General features: G+C 65.2%; 17 protein-coding genes. 9 read left to right on the top strand and 8 right to left on the bottom strand.

Features of this window, described 5'->3' with window-relative positions:
• Positions 1 to 97 precede the first annotated feature (97 nt).
• Positions 98 to 787, bottom strand: a complete 690-nt coding sequence (locus TP2_RS11430) for a glutathione S-transferase N-terminal domain-containing protein (RefSeq protein WP_038077346.1) — start codon at positions 785 to 787, stop codon at positions 98 to 100.
• Between the two features lie 27 nt (positions 788 to 814).
• On the bottom strand, positions 815 to 1,732 hold the full coding sequence (locus TP2_RS11425) for an alpha/beta fold hydrolase (RefSeq protein WP_051692512.1): 918 nt from the start codon (positions 1,730 to 1,732) through the stop codon (positions 815 to 817).
• A 233-nt stretch (positions 1,733 to 1,965) separates the two neighbouring features.
• Between TP2_RS11425 and TP2_RS11420 the strand changes: the two genes are divergently transcribed.
• Entirely contained in the window at positions 1,966 to 3,141 is a 1,176-nt protein-coding gene (locus TP2_RS11420; protein WP_038077345.1) for an aminotransferase class I/II-fold pyridoxal phosphate-dependent enzyme, read from the top strand.
• 96 nt (positions 3,142 to 3,237) lie between these two features.
• Entirely contained in the window at positions 3,238 to 4,332 is a 1,095-nt protein-coding gene (gene folE2, locus TP2_RS11415) for a GTP cyclohydrolase FolE2 (RefSeq protein ID WP_038077344.1), read from the top strand.
• 109 nt (positions 4,333 to 4,441) lie between these two features.
• On the opposite strand, the gene gltX is transcribed toward folE2, so the two are convergent.
• Positions 4,442 to 5,770 (bottom strand): glutamate--tRNA ligase, encoded by a 1,329-nt coding sequence (gene gltX / locus TP2_RS11410; protein WP_038077343.1) that lies wholly within the window; start codon positions 5,768 to 5,770, stop codon positions 4,442 to 4,444.
• Positions 5,771 to 5,843: 73 nt separating this feature from the next.
• Here gltX and TP2_RS11405 point away from each other — a divergent pair, with 73 nt between their 5' ends.
• The 5 genes from TP2_RS11405 to TP2_RS11385 all read left to right on the top strand — a co-directional run bounded on the left by TP2_RS11405 (position 5,844) and on the right by TP2_RS11385 (position 9,522).
• Complete coding sequence (locus TP2_RS11405) at positions 5,844 to 6,284, top strand: metallopeptidase family protein (protein WP_240473749.1); 441 nt, start codon at positions 5,844 to 5,846, stop codon at positions 6,282 to 6,284.
• A gap of 97 nt (positions 6,285 to 6,381) precedes the next feature.
• Complete coding sequence (locus TP2_RS11400; protein ID WP_038077342.1) at positions 6,382 to 7,311, top strand: MBL fold metallo-hydrolase; 930 nt, start codon at positions 6,382 to 6,384, stop codon at positions 7,309 to 7,311.
• 138 nt (positions 7,312 to 7,449) lie between these two features.
• Positions 7,450 to 8,397, top strand: coding sequence for a 1-phosphofructokinase family hexose kinase (locus TP2_RS11395; protein WP_038077340.1), 948 nt, complete (start codon positions 7,450 to 7,452; stop codon positions 8,395 to 8,397).
• A 55-nt stretch (positions 8,398 to 8,452) separates the two neighbouring features.
• A complete protein-coding gene (hisF, locus tag TP2_RS11390) occupies positions 8,453 to 9,214 on the top strand; it encodes an imidazole glycerol phosphate synthase subunit HisF (RefSeq protein WP_038077339.1) in 762 nt (253 codons plus the stop codon).
• The gene (locus TP2_RS11385) at positions 9,211 to 9,522 is read left to right on the top strand and encodes a phosphoribosyl-ATP diphosphatase (protein WP_038077338.1); all 312 of its coding nucleotides are present in this window, start codon (positions 9,211 to 9,213) and stop codon (positions 9,520 to 9,522) included. The genes hisF and TP2_RS11385 overlap by 4 nt, the downstream gene beginning before the upstream one ends.
• 142 nt (positions 9,523 to 9,664) lie before the next feature.
• On the opposite strand, the gene ftsY is transcribed toward TP2_RS11385, so the two are convergent.
• A complete protein-coding gene (gene ftsY, locus TP2_RS11380) occupies positions 9,665 to 10,843 on the bottom strand; it encodes a signal recognition particle-docking protein FtsY (RefSeq protein WP_038077336.1) in 1,179 nt (392 codons plus the stop codon).
• A gap of 56 nt (positions 10,844 to 10,899) precedes the next feature.
• Positions 10,900 to 11,535 carry a lysoplasmalogenase family protein gene (locus TP2_RS11375; protein ID WP_038077765.1) on the bottom strand — a complete coding sequence of 212 codons (636 nt, stop codon included), beginning with the start codon at positions 11,533 to 11,535 and terminating at the stop codon, positions 10,900 to 10,902.
• Between the two features lie 99 nt (positions 11,536 to 11,634).
• On the opposite strand from TP2_RS11375, the gene TP2_RS11370 reads away from it, so the two are divergent.
• Together TP2_RS11370 and TP2_RS11365 are read left to right on the top strand one after the other, a co-directional pair.
• Positions 11,635 to 12,843: an alkane 1-monooxygenase gene (locus TP2_RS11370; RefSeq protein ID WP_240473748.1), complete on the top strand. Its 1,209-nt coding sequence runs from the start codon at positions 11,635 to 11,637 to the stop codon at positions 12,841 to 12,843.
• A gap of 57 nt (positions 12,844 to 12,900) precedes the next feature.
• Positions 12,901 to 13,311 carry a hypothetical protein gene (locus TP2_RS11365; RefSeq protein WP_038077334.1) on the top strand — a complete coding sequence of 137 codons (411 nt, stop codon included), beginning with the start codon at positions 12,901 to 12,903 and terminating at the stop codon, positions 13,309 to 13,311.
• A gap of 195 nt (positions 13,312 to 13,506) precedes the next feature.
• On the opposite strand, the gene rplT is transcribed toward TP2_RS11365, so the two are convergent.
• The 3 genes from rplT to TP2_RS11350 all read right to left on the bottom strand — a co-directional run bounded on the left by rplT (position 13,507) and on the right by TP2_RS11350 (position 14,458).
• Positions 13,507 to 13,872 (bottom strand): 50S ribosomal protein L20, encoded by a 366-nt coding sequence (gene rplT / locus TP2_RS11360; RefSeq protein ID WP_038077331.1) that lies wholly within the window; start codon positions 13,870 to 13,872, stop codon positions 13,507 to 13,509.
• An 18-nt stretch (positions 13,873 to 13,890) separates the two neighbouring features.
• A complete protein-coding gene (rpmI, locus tag TP2_RS11355) occupies positions 13,891 to 14,091 on the bottom strand; it encodes a 50S ribosomal protein L35 (RefSeq protein ID WP_038077328.1) in 201 nt (66 codons plus the stop codon).
• Between the two features lie 124 nt (positions 14,092 to 14,215).
• Positions 14,216 to 14,458, bottom strand: coding sequence for a hypothetical protein (locus TP2_RS11350; RefSeq protein WP_038077327.1), 243 nt, complete (start codon positions 14,456 to 14,458; stop codon positions 14,216 to 14,218).
• Between the last annotated feature and the right edge of the window lie 19 nt (positions 14,459 to 14,477).

The raw sequence follows: 14,477 nt of genomic DNA, 5'->3' as shown, positions 1-14,477 counted from the left end.
CTTCCAGTGGAAGGACGACCCGGCGAACGCCTGAGCATCGCGAAGGCCGGACGGGCGCGGCCCGGGCTGGTCGCCCGAGCCAGACCCAAGACAGTGCTTAGCGCTTGAACAGAACCTTCTGCGCCTCTTTCGATTGCGTGCCGCCGCGGCGATCGGCGGCCAGCGCGCGACCCTTCTGCACCGCAGGGCGCGCCGATAACTCATCGAGCCAGCGCTTCAGGTTCGGTTTGTCATCCAGCGTCTGCTGTTGGCCTTCCCAGAGCGACGCCCAGCCCCAGGCCGCCATATCCGCGATCGAGTAGAAATCGCCCGCGAGATAGCGGGTCTCGGCCAGTTTCCGATCCATCACGCCGTAAAGACGCCCGGTCTCGGTCCGGTAGCGATCCTTGGCATAGGGCAGGTCCTGCGGCGGCTCCAGCCCCGGCGCGTATTTCAGGAAGTGATGCGCCTGTCCCGCCATCGGGCCGAGCCCGCCGACCTGCCAGAACAGCCATTCCTCGACCGCGATCCGTTCGCGCGCGGTCTCGCCGTAGAACTGGCCGGTCTTGCGCGCGAGATATTGCAGGATCGCGCCGCTCTCGAAGATCGAGATCGGCGCGCCATCGGGCCCGTCCGGGTCCACGATCGCAGGCATCCGGTTATTCGGCGAGATCTTCAGAAACTCGGGTTTGAACTGGTCGCCCGCGCCGATATTGATCAGATGGGTCTCATAGGGCAGGCCCATCTCTTCCAGCGCGATCGAGATTTTCCAGCCATTCGGCGTCGGCCAGTAATAGAGATCGATCATGGTCCCTCCGCAGTTGCGTGTCGGGGATCAATCTGCACCGCGCTGGAGCGAAGGCAAGGCGAAGCGCGCTGTGCGTTTGCGCGCAAAAAGTCGTGACCAGCGCGGCGTCTGAGCCTTGGGAAGAGCCTCGGCGAGGAAGGGCAGCGGCAGCCGCTCGGGCTGGCGCAGCACCTGACGGTAGAGATCGAACAGCCCAGAGCGCATGTAGCAGGAGAAATGGCAGATGCGTTTTTCCGGAGCTGCAACGGGGTAGCCCAGACCCTCCAGCACCGCTATCACCTCGGGCGCGTCGATCTGCAGGTCGAGCCAGTTGCGCCGCGGTGCGGACAGGCCATTGCCAAGGCTTTTCTCACGCCCGCGCGCCACGCCCAGTTCGAAGAGGAAATCGAACAGGTCGTTCTCGCGGCTGGTGACGTTGAGCACCTCGCAGCTGCGCCCGGCGGGGCTGTCCATTGCCTCTTCGGCGCGGCTCTGGAACTCGGCCGCGGCGAGCAGCACCATCCGCGCGACCTGCCCGGAATGGGCGTGGCGCAGCGCCCGCAACGCGACCCGGCACCCCATAGAATGGGCGATGATCCCGACCGGCCGCCCGGAGGCCGCATGCAACGCCGCGATCAGCCGGGCAAGGCGCTGCGCCGTGATTTCGGCCATGTCGTAAATCCGGCTCAGCCGCCCCGTCGATTGCCACGAAAAGGCAATGCCCAGCCCCTCGCCCGGATTGCTGCCCGCAAAGCCCAGAGCACGTGGCCAGCTCACCGCGGTGTGCAGGTGATAATTGGGATCGAGCGAGAGGATATGGTCATGCGGATCGCGCCCCTCGACCCCGGCCGCATAGCCGTAGCCGTGGATCATGATCACGATCGGCGCGTCTTCGGGCAGGGCCGCAGCCCGCGCGATTACCTCGGCGGGGAGTTCGGTGCTGGCTTGGACCTCGATGAGCGGCATGACAGAACTCGGATTTCGGGCTCGCGCGGATGCGCTTGGGAAAACTGAATAGCCAACGCAGTTTTCTTTCTCCGGGTTCCCACGGGCTTAAACGCCCGAACGCACAGGGATCTGTGCGAACGGGTATTGAAGCGATCGCCGCGCACGACAAACGGATCCGCTATGCGTTGACCCTGTCTCGCGCCCGCGTTATCGCAACGGCAAGCCGCGACAGAGAGCCGCAGGAGGCATCCATGACCGAGCGCAAGATCCGCACCAAACTCGTCCATGACGGCATTCGCCGCAGCCAGTATGGCGAGATGGCCGAGGCGATGTTCCTGACGCAGGGCTTCGTCTACCCCTCGGCCGAGGCCGCCGAGGCGCGTTTCCTGGCCTCGGGTGATGACGAGTTCATTTATGCGCGCTACGGCAATCCCACGACGCGGATGTTCGAGGACCGCATGGCCGCGATCGAGGGCACCGAGGACGCTTTCGCTTGCGCTTCCGGCATGGCCGCGATCAATGGTGCGCTGACCTGTCAGGTGACGGCGGGTGATCACATCGTCGCCGCGCGGCAGATGTTCGGCTCCTGCCTGCATGTGCTCAAGGTGCTTCAGGGCTTCGGCGTCTCGGTGACGCTGGTTGACGGCACGCAGCTCGATGAGTGGCGCGCCGCGATGCGCCCCGAGACGAAGATCTGTTTCTTCGAGAGCGTCTCGAACCCCGGCCTTGAGGTGATCGACATTGCAGGCGTGGCCAAGATCGCGCACGAGGGCGGCGCAAGCGTCGTGGTGGACAATGCCTTCGCCTCGCCGATCTTCTCGCGCGCGGTGGAGCTGGGCGCAGATGTCATCGTCTATTCCGCGACCAAGCATATCGACGGCGGCGGGCGTGTGCTTGGCGGTGTGGTCTGTGGCACGAAGGAGTTCGTCCGCGGCCCGCTTGAGATGTATCTCAAGCATACCGGCGGCGCGATGAGCCCGTTCCACGCCTGGGTGCTGCTGAACGGGCTGCAGACACTCGATCTGCGCGTGCGCGCGCAAGCGGGCAATGCGGCAGCGGTGGCGGCGGCGGTCGCGGGCCATGAGAAGCTCGCGCGCACCGTCTATCCCGGCCTGATGGATCATCCGCAGCACGGGCTCGCGATGGACCAGATGGGCTCGGGCGGCACGATGCTCGCGCTGGACCTGAAGGGCGGCAAGGAGGCGGCGTTCCGTTTCCTCAACGCGCTGCAGATCGTGTCGATCTCGAACAACCTCGGCGACGCGAAATCCATCGCCACCCACCCGGCGACGACGACGCACAAGAACCTGTCGGACGAGGAGCGCGCCGCGATCAAGATCACGCCGGGTCTGGTGCGGATTTCGATGGGGATCGAGGATGGCTCGGATCTGGTCGCCGATATCAGGCAGGCGCTCGACGCCGTCTGATCCGGTGAACCGATTGCCGCATTTGCACGTATTTCCTTGGACAAAGCCCCTATAACGCCCATATCAGGCGGGACCGGGCCGACCGGAGGACAGGATATGAACGTGCAAGGCAGGATCGAGACCCCCGATAATGACGAGGCCCGCGAGGCGCTCGAGACCTTGCGTGCATGGGCCGCGCAGGCCGATCCCGTCGAGGTGGCGCAGCTTGATCCGGCGATCGCGCGGCTTCTGCCGGGTCATGCCGTGTCGAACTATCCCGATCTTTCGCGCGAGTATGACGAGAGCTTCACCGTCGATCCCGCCTACAAGGCCTCGCTGCCCGATCTGCAGAACGGCCCGTCCTCGCTGATCGTGGGCGCCCATACCCGGATCGAACATGTGGGGATCTCGAATTTCCGCCTGCCGGTGCGCTTCAAGACACGCGACAATGGCGATCTGACGCTGGAGACCTCGGTCACCGGCACGGTCAGCCTCGAGGCGGACAAGAAGGGCATCAACATGAGCCGCGTGATGCGCAGCTTCTATGCCCATGCCGAGAAGAGCTTTTCCTTCGAGGTGATGGAAGCCGCTCTCGACGATTACAAGGACGATCTGGAAAGCTTCGATGCGCGGCTGATGATGCGCGTCTCCTTCCCGGTAAAGCGCCCTTCGCTGCGCTCGGGGCTGGAGGGCTGGCAATATTACGACCTCGCGCTGGAAGTGATCGACGTCGCGGGCGTGCGCACGAAGGTGCTCCATCTCGACTACGTCTATTCCTCGACCTGCCCCTGTTCGCTGGAGCTCTCCGAACACGCGCGTGCCACGCGCGGCCAGCTTGCGACGCCGCATTCGCAGCGCTCCGTCGCGCGGATCTCGGCGGTGGTGGAGCCCGGCAATATTCTCTGGTTCGAGGATCTCATCGACCTTGCCCGCGCCGCCGTACCGACCGAAACGCAGGTGATGGTGAAGCGCGAGGACGAACAGGCCTTCGCCGAGCTGAACGCCGCGAACCCGATCTTCGTCGAGGATGCCGTGCGCGCCTTCGCCGAGCGTCTGCTGGCCGAGCCGCGCGTTGGCGATTTCCGCGTTGTCGCGAGCCATCAGGAAAGCCTGCACAGCCACGACGCGGTGGCGGTGCTGACCGAAGGGCCGACCTTCGCCAGCGCGAGCCTCGATCCGAAGCTGTTCGGCACGCTGATCCATCAGGGCTGACATATCGCTATCACAATGGAAAAAAGGGCGGCCCCTCGCGGAGCCGCCCTTTTTCGATCCTGCTTGGTTCGCTCCAAAGGTGACACGGAGCGCCGATGGCCCGAGCCCCTCAGCCCTTGGCGCGCACCTTGTGCAGAAGCGGCATCAGCTCGCCCATGTCCGGCCCGTGATCCATGCCGGTCACGGCCTTGCGCAGCGGCATGAACAGCCCCTTGCCCTTGCGCCCCGTGGCGTCCTTCACCGCCGAGGTCCAATCCTTCCAGGTGGTCTCGGTGTAAGGCGGCTCGGGCAGCAGGGTCATCGCCTGCGCGATGAACTCGCGATCCTCCTCGGCAATCGCGGGCTCGGCGCCGTTCAGGCACAGATCGGCCCAGCCGGCCAGATCGTCGAGCGTGTCGATATTCTGCGAAGCCACGGCCCAGAAGCGCTCGCGCTGATCCTCGGGGATACCCAGCGCCGCGATGCGGTCGGCCACCACCGAGAAGGGCAGATGCTGGTTGCGCGCGCGGGTCAACGGGATCAGGTCGTTGCGGTCGAACTTGGTGGGGGCCGAGCCGAACTGGCTCAGCTCGAACCCGTCGGCCAGCTCGTCGATCGACATCTTCAGCTCGATCGGCTGGCTCGAGCCCAGACGCGCCATCATCGACAGCAGCGCTTCGGGGGCGATCCCTTCGGCGCGCAGATCGCGGATCGAGAGCGCACCGAGGCGCTTCGACAGCTCTTCACCCTGCGGGCCAGTCAGAAGCGAGTGGTGCGCGAAGGCCGGGACCTTGCCGCCGATCGCTTCGATGATCTGGATCTGGGTCGCGGTGTTGGTGACGTGATCGCCACCGCGCACGATATGGGTGATGCCCATATCCGCGTCGTCCACTGGCGAGGCGAAGGTATAGAGCACCTGCCCCGAGGCCTTGATCAGCACCGGGTCCGACACCGAAGCCGCGTCAATCGACAGATCGCCGAGGATGCCATCGGTCCACTCGATGCGCTCGAGTTCGAGCTTGAAGCGCCAGTAGCCTTCCTTACCCTCGGCGCGCAGCGCCTCTTTCTCGGCTTCCGACAGATGCATCGACGCGCGGTCATAGACCGGCGGCTTGCCCATGTTGAGCTGCTTCTTGCGTTTGAGGTCCAGCTCGGTCGGGCTCTCGAAACACTCGTAGAGCTTGCCTGCCGCCTTCAGCTCTTCGGCCACCTCGGCGTAACGCTCGAGACGCAGCGACTGGCGCTCCTCGCGGTCCCACTCGATGCCGAGCCATTCGAGATCCTGCTTCAGCGCGTCAATATATTCCTGCTTCGAGCGTTCCTGGTCGGTATCGTCGAGGCGCAGGATGAACGTGCCGCCGGTCTTGCGGGCGATCAGGTAGTTCATCAGCGCGGTGCGCAGGTTGCCGACATGGATATAGCCGGTGGGCGACGGGGCGAAACGGGTAACGGTGGTCATCTGGGCAAACTCCTGTTGGCGCCTGCTCTTTCACAGAGCGGCCCGTTTGTCCATATGAGGGGCTATGCGGAGCATGCAGAACGGCTTGGAGAACACGATGGGCGAGAGCGACGATTGGCAGGATGTAATGGCCCCGGGCATCGAGGAGATCGAGGCGCTGGCCGAGGCCGCGCGCGCTGCCCTTCCCGAAGCCTTTGCCAAGGCCGCCGAGGGCGTGGCGGTCCGGGTCGAGGATTTCGCCTCCGAGGAGATGCTCGCCGAACTCGGGATCGAAGACCCGTTCGAACTCACCGGGCTTTATGACGGCATTCCCCTAACCGAGAAATCCGTGATGGATCCGGGCGGGCATGCGGATGTGATCTGGCTCTTCCGCCGGCCGATCCTCGACGAGTGGGTCTCGCGCGGCAACGAGAGCCTCGGCACGCTCGTCACCCATATCTTCGTGCATGAGCTGGCCCATCACCTGGGCTGGTCGGATGAGGATATTTCCGCGATCGACCGCTGGTGGGAGTGAACCAATTCCGCTCACGCTGCGTTCACGACTCTGTAGAAGCGGCGCGATGCGCTAGACTTCGACCATGGGAGACCCAAAACCAACAGGGAGAGACGAGATGACCCGGAGCTTCATGACCCGCCGAACCGCGCTGAAGACCGCCGCCCTCCTGCCGGCAGCCCCCGCCCTTCTCACGGGTAGCGGTGCCGCCGCGCAGACCGGCGAGGCCCCGCCCGCCATTCCGCGCTACCGCCGGATGCAACTGGGCGATCTGACCGTGACGACCCTGCTCGCAGGCACGCGCGAGCTGGAAAACCCGCAGACGATCTTCGGCATGAATGCGAGCCCCGAGGATTTTGCGGCCGTCTCGGAGGCCGCCTATATCCCCGCCGACAAGTCGCTGAATTTCTTCACCCCCACGCTGGTTGAGACCGGCTCGGAAAAGATTCTCTTCGATACGGGCCTCTCGCCCGATGGCATCACCTCGGCGCTCGCCGCCGCGGGTCACTCGGCCGACGAGATCACCCATGTCGTGATCACCCATATGCATGGCGACCATATCGGCGGACTGATGGGAGAGGGTGGCGCGACCTTCGCCAATGCCGCCTATATCACCGGCCAGACCGAATTCGATCACTGGGCCGCCGCGGGCAATGACAATTTTGAGGCCAAGGTGCGCCCGCTGGCCGAGAAGATGAGCTTCCTCAAGGGCGGCGATTCGGTCGTCTCGGGGATCACCGCGGTCGAAGCCTTCGGCCATACGCCGGGCCACATGGCCTTCCGGCTCGAGTCGGGTGGCAAGGGGCTGATGCTCGCGGCCGATACGACCAATCACTATGTCTGGTCGCTTCAGAAGCCCGATTGGGAAGTCAAATTCGACATGGACAAGGAAGCGGCGGCGGCAACGCGCAAATCGCTTCTGGGCATGGTCGCGGCGGATCGGCTGGCCTTCATCGGCTATCACATGCCCTTCCCCGGCGTCGGTCACCTCGAGGCCAAGGGCGACGGGTTCCACTTCCACCCGATGACCTATCAGCTCAATGTCTGAGCGGGACGCATAAGCTCCGAGCAGGCGCGCCGCGCGATCTTCGTGCGGCGCGCTTGTGTTTTCACAACCCTGTCTGCGCCCTTGATCATGGGCGCACAACTGCGATGATCCGGGGCAACCTCAGCCGCGGAGCGCGTAATGACCTCGATCCTGACGATCACGCTGAACCCGACCGTTGATCTCGCGATCGAGGCCGACATGGTGACGCCCGAGCGAAAGCTGCGCTGCACCCGGCCGCTCACCGATCCGGGCGGGGGCGGGCTCAATGTGAGCCGCGCGATCTCCGCGCTCGGGGGCAACTCCACCGCCTTCGTGGCGCTCGGCGGGACCACTGGCGACAAGGTGATGCGGCTTCTGGCAGAGGCCGGGATCGGCCTTTTCCCCTTCCCCGCGCCGGGCGAAACCCGGATGAGCCTGACCGCCACCGATCAGGCCACTGGTGAGCAATACCGCTTCGTCATGCCCGGCCCGGACTGGGGCTCGGCCGATGTCAACAAGGCTCTCGGCCGGATCGCGCGGGCCGCGCCCGAAGGCGGGATCGTGGTGCTTTCGGGCAGCCAGCCGCCCGGCGTGCCCGATGATTTCCCCGCAAGGCTCGCAACGCGGATCTCTCGCACCCGCGCACGGCTCTTTCTCGACACCTCCGGCAAGGCGCTGCACAACCTGCTCAGCGCCGAGGCCAAACCCGCCGACGTGCTGCGCATGGACGATCTGGAGGCCGAGGAACTGGCCGGGCGCACCTTGCCCGAGCGCGCCGACAGCGCGGATTTCGCGCAAAGCCTCGTGACGCGCGGGCTCGCCCATGCGGTGATCGTGGCGCGCGGCGCGGATGGCAATGTGCTGGCCACCCGCGAGGGGCGTTGGTTCGCCAAGGCCGCCCCGGTCAAGGTCGTCTCGAAGGTCGGGGCGGGCGACAGTTTCGTCGCCGCCTTCACGCTGGCGCTCGCGCGCGGCAAATCTCTGCCCGAGGCGCTTCAACATGGCGCCGCAGGGGCCTCGGCCGCCGTCACCACGCCCGCGACCGATCTGTGCAGCGCCGCGATGGTGCGCAAACTGCTGCCCCAGTGCCCGGTCGAGGCGCTCTGACCCCCCTTTGCCTTCGGCGGGCCGCACGCTATGAAGGCGCCAAAGGAGCCCGCCCATGCTGAAGACCCGCATCATCCCCTGCCTCGACGTGGCCGATGGCCGCGTGGTCAAAGGCGTGAACTTCGTCAACCTGATCGACGCGGGCGATCCGGTCGAGGCCGCGAAAGCCTATGACGCGGCGGGCGCCGACGAGCTGTGCTTCCTCGACATCCACGCGACCCATGAGAACCGCGGCACGATGTTCGATCTGGTGACCCGCACCGCCGAGCAATGCTTCATGCCGCTGACCGTGGGCGGCGGGGTGCGCACCCATGACGACGTGCGCGCGCTGCTGCTGGCGGGCGCCGACAAGGTCTCGTTCAACTCAGCCGCCGTGGCCGATCCGAACGTGATCACCGAGGCCGCCGACCGCTTCGGCTCGCAATGCATCGTCTGCGCGATCGACGCCAAGACGGTCGAACCGGGCCGCTGGGAGATCTTCACCCATGGCGGCCGCAAGCCCACCGGCATCGACGCGGTGGAATTCGCCCGTACCGTGACCGCGAAAGGCGCCGGGGAAATCCTGCTGACCTCGATGGATCGCGACGGCACACGCGCGGGGTTCAACCTCGAACTGACGAAGGCGATCTCGGATGCCGTGGACGTGCCGGTGATCGCGAGCGGAGGTGTAGGCAATCTCGACCATCTGGTGGAAGGCGTGACGAAGGGCGGGGCCTCGGCCGTGCTCGCGGCTTCGATCTTCCATTTCGGTGAATACACGATCCGCGAGGCCAAGGAACACATGGCCGCCGCGGGCATCCCGATGAGGCTGCAATGAGCATTCTGGACCAACTCGCCGCGACCATCGAAAGCCGCAAGGGCGCTGACCCCGAGACCTCCTGGACCGCGAAGTTGCTCGCCAAGGGGCCGGAGAAATGCGCGGAGAAATTTGGCGAGGAAGCGGTGGAAGCGATCATCGCTGCTGCGAAGAATGACCGCGAAAACCTCACCTATGAGGCCGCGGATGTCCTCTATCACCTGCTGGTGATGCTGGCCGCGCGCGACGTGGCGCTGGCCGATGTGCTGGCCGAGCTGGAACGTCGCGAAGGCACCTCCGGCATCGCCGAGAAAGCGGCGCGCGGCTAAGGGGCGCTGTCCCCTCTGGCGTCACCATTCACCTCCGGGAGATGGGACGCCGTTGACGGCAGGGATCTGCCCAGCTTCCAATTGCCCGAAATATCCCGGGGGGAGCGCGTCAGCGCGGGGGGCAGCGCCCCCCTTCCTTCGTTCAGTCCTCGAGCCCGACGAGGGCCTGGGCGAACTCTTCGGGATCGAAGGGGGCGAGGTCGTCGATCTGCTCGCCCACGCCGATCGCATGGATCGGCAGTCCGAACTTGTCAGCCAATGCGACGAGCACGCCACCCTTCGCGGTGCCGTCGAGCTTGGTCATAACGAGACCCGAGACATCCGAGATCTTGCGGAAGACCTCGACCTGCTGAAGCGCGTTCTGACCCGTCGTCGCGTCGAGTACGAGGAGCGTGTTATGCGGCGCGCTCTCGTCGACCTTGCGGATCACGCGCACGATCTTGGCGAGCTCCTCCATCAGGTCGGCGCGGTTCTGCAACCGCCCGGCCGTGTCGATCATCAGCAGATCGGCCCCATCGGCCTCGGCCTTTTTCATCGCGTCAAAGGCAAGCGAGGCGGGATCCGAGCCCTCGGGCGCGGTCAGCACCGGAACGCCCGCGCGGGTGCCCCAGACCTGAAGCTGTTCGACGGCCGCCGCGCGGAACGTGTCGCCTGCGGCGATCACCACCTTCTTGCCCGCGGCGCGGAACTGAGAGGCGAGCTTGCCGATCGTGGTGGTTTTGCCCGAGCCATTCACGCCGACGACCAGCACCACCTGCGGCTTTTTGGGATAAAGCGGCAGCGGCTTGGCAACGGGTTCCATGATCCGCGCGATCTCCTGCGCCAGAAGCCCCTTGATCTCGGTCACCGACAGCTTGCGGCCCATCCGTCCTTCCGCGAGGTTGGCGGACACGCGCAGTGCCGTATCCACCCCCATATCGGACGCGATCAACAGCTCTTCGAGGCTTTCGAGCATCTCGTCATCGAGCACCCGGCGCGGCTCGGAAGCTTTCGTCTCGCCGCCGAAGATACGCCCGAAGAGGCCCGGCTTTTTCGGCGAGGGATCGGGGAGTTCCGGGGCGGGCTCGATATCGAGCGGCGCCTTGGCGATCTGCGCGTTTTCCTCTTCGACCGGCTCGGTCACCGGCGCGGGCACATAGCCCGGTGCGGGCGGCGTCGGATCGGGAAGATTGACCGTCTCGGGGGCTGCGGGCAGCTCGGCTTCGGGCGTCTCAGCCTCATCCTCAGGCGCGGCATTCTCCGCCACGATGTCCTCGAGCCCTTGCTCGAGCTTCGAGGAGGAACGCGTCAGGCGCGATTTGAGCTTCTTGAAAAACGACATGGACCAAGCCTTTCCTTCCGTTTTCACCTAGTTCATCGCAGGCAAGGATGGAAGGCTTATCCCGCATTCAACGAAGCCCCGGCGCCCCAGCCGATCAGCGCCTGCCCGCCCCAGTAGAGCACCCAGAGCGCCCTCGAGGCGAACCGCTTCAACCGCGCATCGCGCAGCACGAAAAGTTCGAGCGCAAGAATGAAATCGGACGCGACAAAGGCGACACTGCCCGCAATCACCGGCCAAAGGCTTCCCGGCAAGCCCAGGGCGGCAGCCACCATCGCAACGATGATCCAGATATAACCGCGCACCGGCCAGCACAGCCCACCCGTGCGCGGCAGTAGCCAGAACTCGGCCGAAAGCCCCAGCGCGATCAGCGCGATCGTCCAGCCCGAGGGCATCGCGCCGAGTTCCAGAAAGCCCCAGAGATAGGCGAGATGCCCTGCGGCGAAACCCGCCATCCCGATGAGGAAAGCGCGCTGGCCGTCGCGTGACAGCGCGAAATCGCCCAGTGCTCCGAGGGCGAGCCCGACAAGGATTGGCAACGGCGCTCCGGCCAGCCCCGCCATCGGCACCAGCGCGACCACCGCAGCCGTCTTGCTCACGCTCTTGGCGCGGCTTTGCGGCCCACCTGCATGGCGAAAAAGGTAGATCAGCGCGAAAATAGCGGCGAGCGCGAGACAGATCAGAACAGCGGACATCATTCTCACAACAGGGTCAGTTTTTTCCACAGCCCGCAAGCCCTGCCACAAAAAGGTCGAAATCGCGAGGACAATGCGGGGAAAACGCAAGAGACTGTCATGACGATCGAACCGGACTTGAGGCAGATGCAGGAAAACAAGGAAAACGTAAGGCGCTCCCGCCTGCCGGGGCCGCTTGCGACGCTGTTCGGGTTGCGCCGGGAGATCCCCGAAGTCGATACCTTTGCGATCGTGACTTTCCTGCCGGTACCGCTGCTGATCCTGGCCGGCATCTTCGGCGGGATCGCCGCCTGGGCCGCGCTGATCTGGATCGCGCTCTGCCTCTTCGTGCTCGACGAACTTCTCGCTCGCCCCAGCCCCGACGCCCCCGAGGGCTCGGAATTTCCGGCCGCGGATGCGCTCTCTCTGGCGCTTGGCGGGGTGCATTTCGTACTCCTCTTCCTCGGCGTCGCGGCGCTGTCTGGCTACACGCTGCTCGAAGGGCCGAGCTGGATTGCGGTGCTGCTCGCCTTTGGGCTGTTCTTCGGGCAGGTGTCGAACTCCAACGCGCATGAGCTGATCCACCGCTCCGACCGGCGGCTCTTCGTGCTGGGGAAATGGATCTATATCTCGCTGCTCTACGGCCATCACAGCTCGGCGCACCGGCTGGTGCATCATCGGTTTGTCGCAACCCCGGACGATCCGAACTCGGCGCAGCTGGGCGAGAGCTACTGGGCCTTCCTGCCGCGTGCCTGGGCCGGCAGCTTCATCGCCGGCTACGAGATGGAGCGCGACCGCGCCGCGCGCCTGCCCGAGCCCAACCCGCGCGCGCCTCTGGGCGACCGGGTGCAGGCGTTGCTCGCGCGGATCGGCCCCTACCCGTCCTACGTGATGGGCGGGCTGTGGTTCGTGATGCTCTTCGGCATCCTGTTCGGACTGCGCGGCGCGCTCGCCTACCTGGCCCTTTGCGCCTATGCGCAGTTGCAGATCCTGCTGGCCGATTACGTCCAGCATTACGGGCTCGCGCGCGACCGGCGCGGCGACGGCAGCTATGAGCCGGTCGATAGCCGCCACAGCTGGGATGCGCCTCATCCGGTGACCTCGCTCTGGATGCTCAATGCCCCGCGCCATTCCGACCACCACGCCCATCCGGGGCGCGAATATCCGGCGCTGCGGCTTGGCGATCTCGACGGGCAGAAACGCCCCGTACTGCCGCGCTCGCTACCCGCAATGGCGGCGCTCGCGCTCTTCCCGCCACTCTGGCGCCGGGTCATGGACAAGCGCGTAATGGCTCTTGGCCAGGGCAAGAGCGCGACCTTGCGTCTCTAGGCAAGCGCGGTCCGATCTGGCAGGCTGGCCTTATCGTTACCGAGGAAGCCTTCCCCCATGCGTTCGATTTCCGCCCTCGCCCTCATCCTCTTTCTGCCCGTCTCGGCCCTGGCGCAAGACGCTCTCGGCCCGCCGCTCACCGCCGAGCAGTTCGACGCGCGCACGGTCGGACGCACCATTACCTATTCCGCCTATGGAAAGCCCTACGGGATCGAACAGTACAAACCCGGCCAGAAAGTGATCTGGGCCTTCACCGAAGATGAGTGCAAGGAAGGCGACTGGTACCAGAGCGGGCAATATATCTGCTTCGATTACGGCGAGCAGATCCCCCTGCAATGCTGGACCTTCTATGACGGGCCGCAGGGCCTGGTGGCAAAGTTCAAGGGCGATACCGCCAGCGAGCCGCTCGTTTCACTGAGCGAGAGTCACGAGCCGCTGAGTTGTCAGGGGCCTGATGTCGGCGTCTAGGCGCCAACCGGGATGGCCTTCTTCTTGATGAAAATATCTCGGGGTGAATGGCGCAGCCAGAGGGGGCAGCGCCCCCTGTCTTGCCAATGACAGCCGACTTCCCCCGACTGAAAGGCACCGCCACCGCCCTCTTTGCCAAACGAAAAAGGCCGCCCCGATCGGAGCGGCCTTTCCCAAATCTCTTCGCCTGAGCGATTACGCAGCAGCGGCGGCTTTCGCCTGCTCGACGATCGCGCCGAAAGCTTCGGGCTCGTGCACGGCGAGATCGGCGAGAACCTTGCGGTCCACTTCGATCCCGGCCTTGCCCAGGCCGAAGATGAACTTCGAGTAGCTCAGATCCGCATCGACGGCGCGCACGGCGGCGTTGATACGCTGGATCCAGAGGGCGCGGAAATTGCGCTTGCGGGCCTTGCGGTCGCGCGTGGCGTACTGGTTCGCCTTGTCGACAGCCTGGGTCGCGGTGCGGAAGTTGCGCGAGCGGGCGGCGTAGTAGCCTTTCGCCTTCTTGAGCACTTTCTTGTGCGAGGCGTGGGTGACCTTACCGGATTTGACGCGTGCCATTGTTCAAGTCTCCCGAAATCAGCGGTTATACGGCATGTATTTCTTGACGATCTTCGCGTCCGACTCGCTCAGCACCATGGTGCCAGCGGTCTCGCGGATGAATTTCGTCGAACGTTTGATCATGCCGTGACGTTTGCCGGCCGGACCCACCTTGACCTTGCCGGTCGCAGTGAACTTGAACCGCTTCTTGGCAGCGGATTTCGTCTTCATCTTGGGCATTTACAGCTCCTTTGCAGGGTGTGAAAGCGCGACTCGGCATGCCACATTGGCCGGCCGCGCGGGTTAGAGCGCGCCTGATAGACGGCGCGCGGCTGTTTGGCAAGGGGGAAAACCCCGTTTCGGCCTAGTAATTCGACACCCGCGCGATCGTGCCCGCGATCGCTTCGGGGATCGTGTCGAACCGGTATCCGCCCGGTTTCGACAGCAACGCGAGCAGCACGAGCCCCAGCGCGAGCACCATCGCCACCGAGGCCACGCGCGGTGGGCGTTCATCGGCGAAGGCCGAGAAGGCTGCGGGGATCGCGAAGATCGCGATCCCGAGACCGATCGTCAGGATCAGATCGCTTTCACCGGCGGCGAACTCCATCGCGCGCTCCCTGAAGCAG

Source organism: Thioclava pacifica DSM 10166 (genome assembly GCF_000714535.1).
Taxonomy (GTDB): domain Bacteria; phylum Pseudomonadota; class Alphaproteobacteria; order Rhodobacterales; family Rhodobacteraceae; genus Thioclava; species Thioclava pacifica.
Note: the sequence above shows the minus strand (reverse complement) of the source record. Positions and strands in the feature narration are given on the sequence as shown.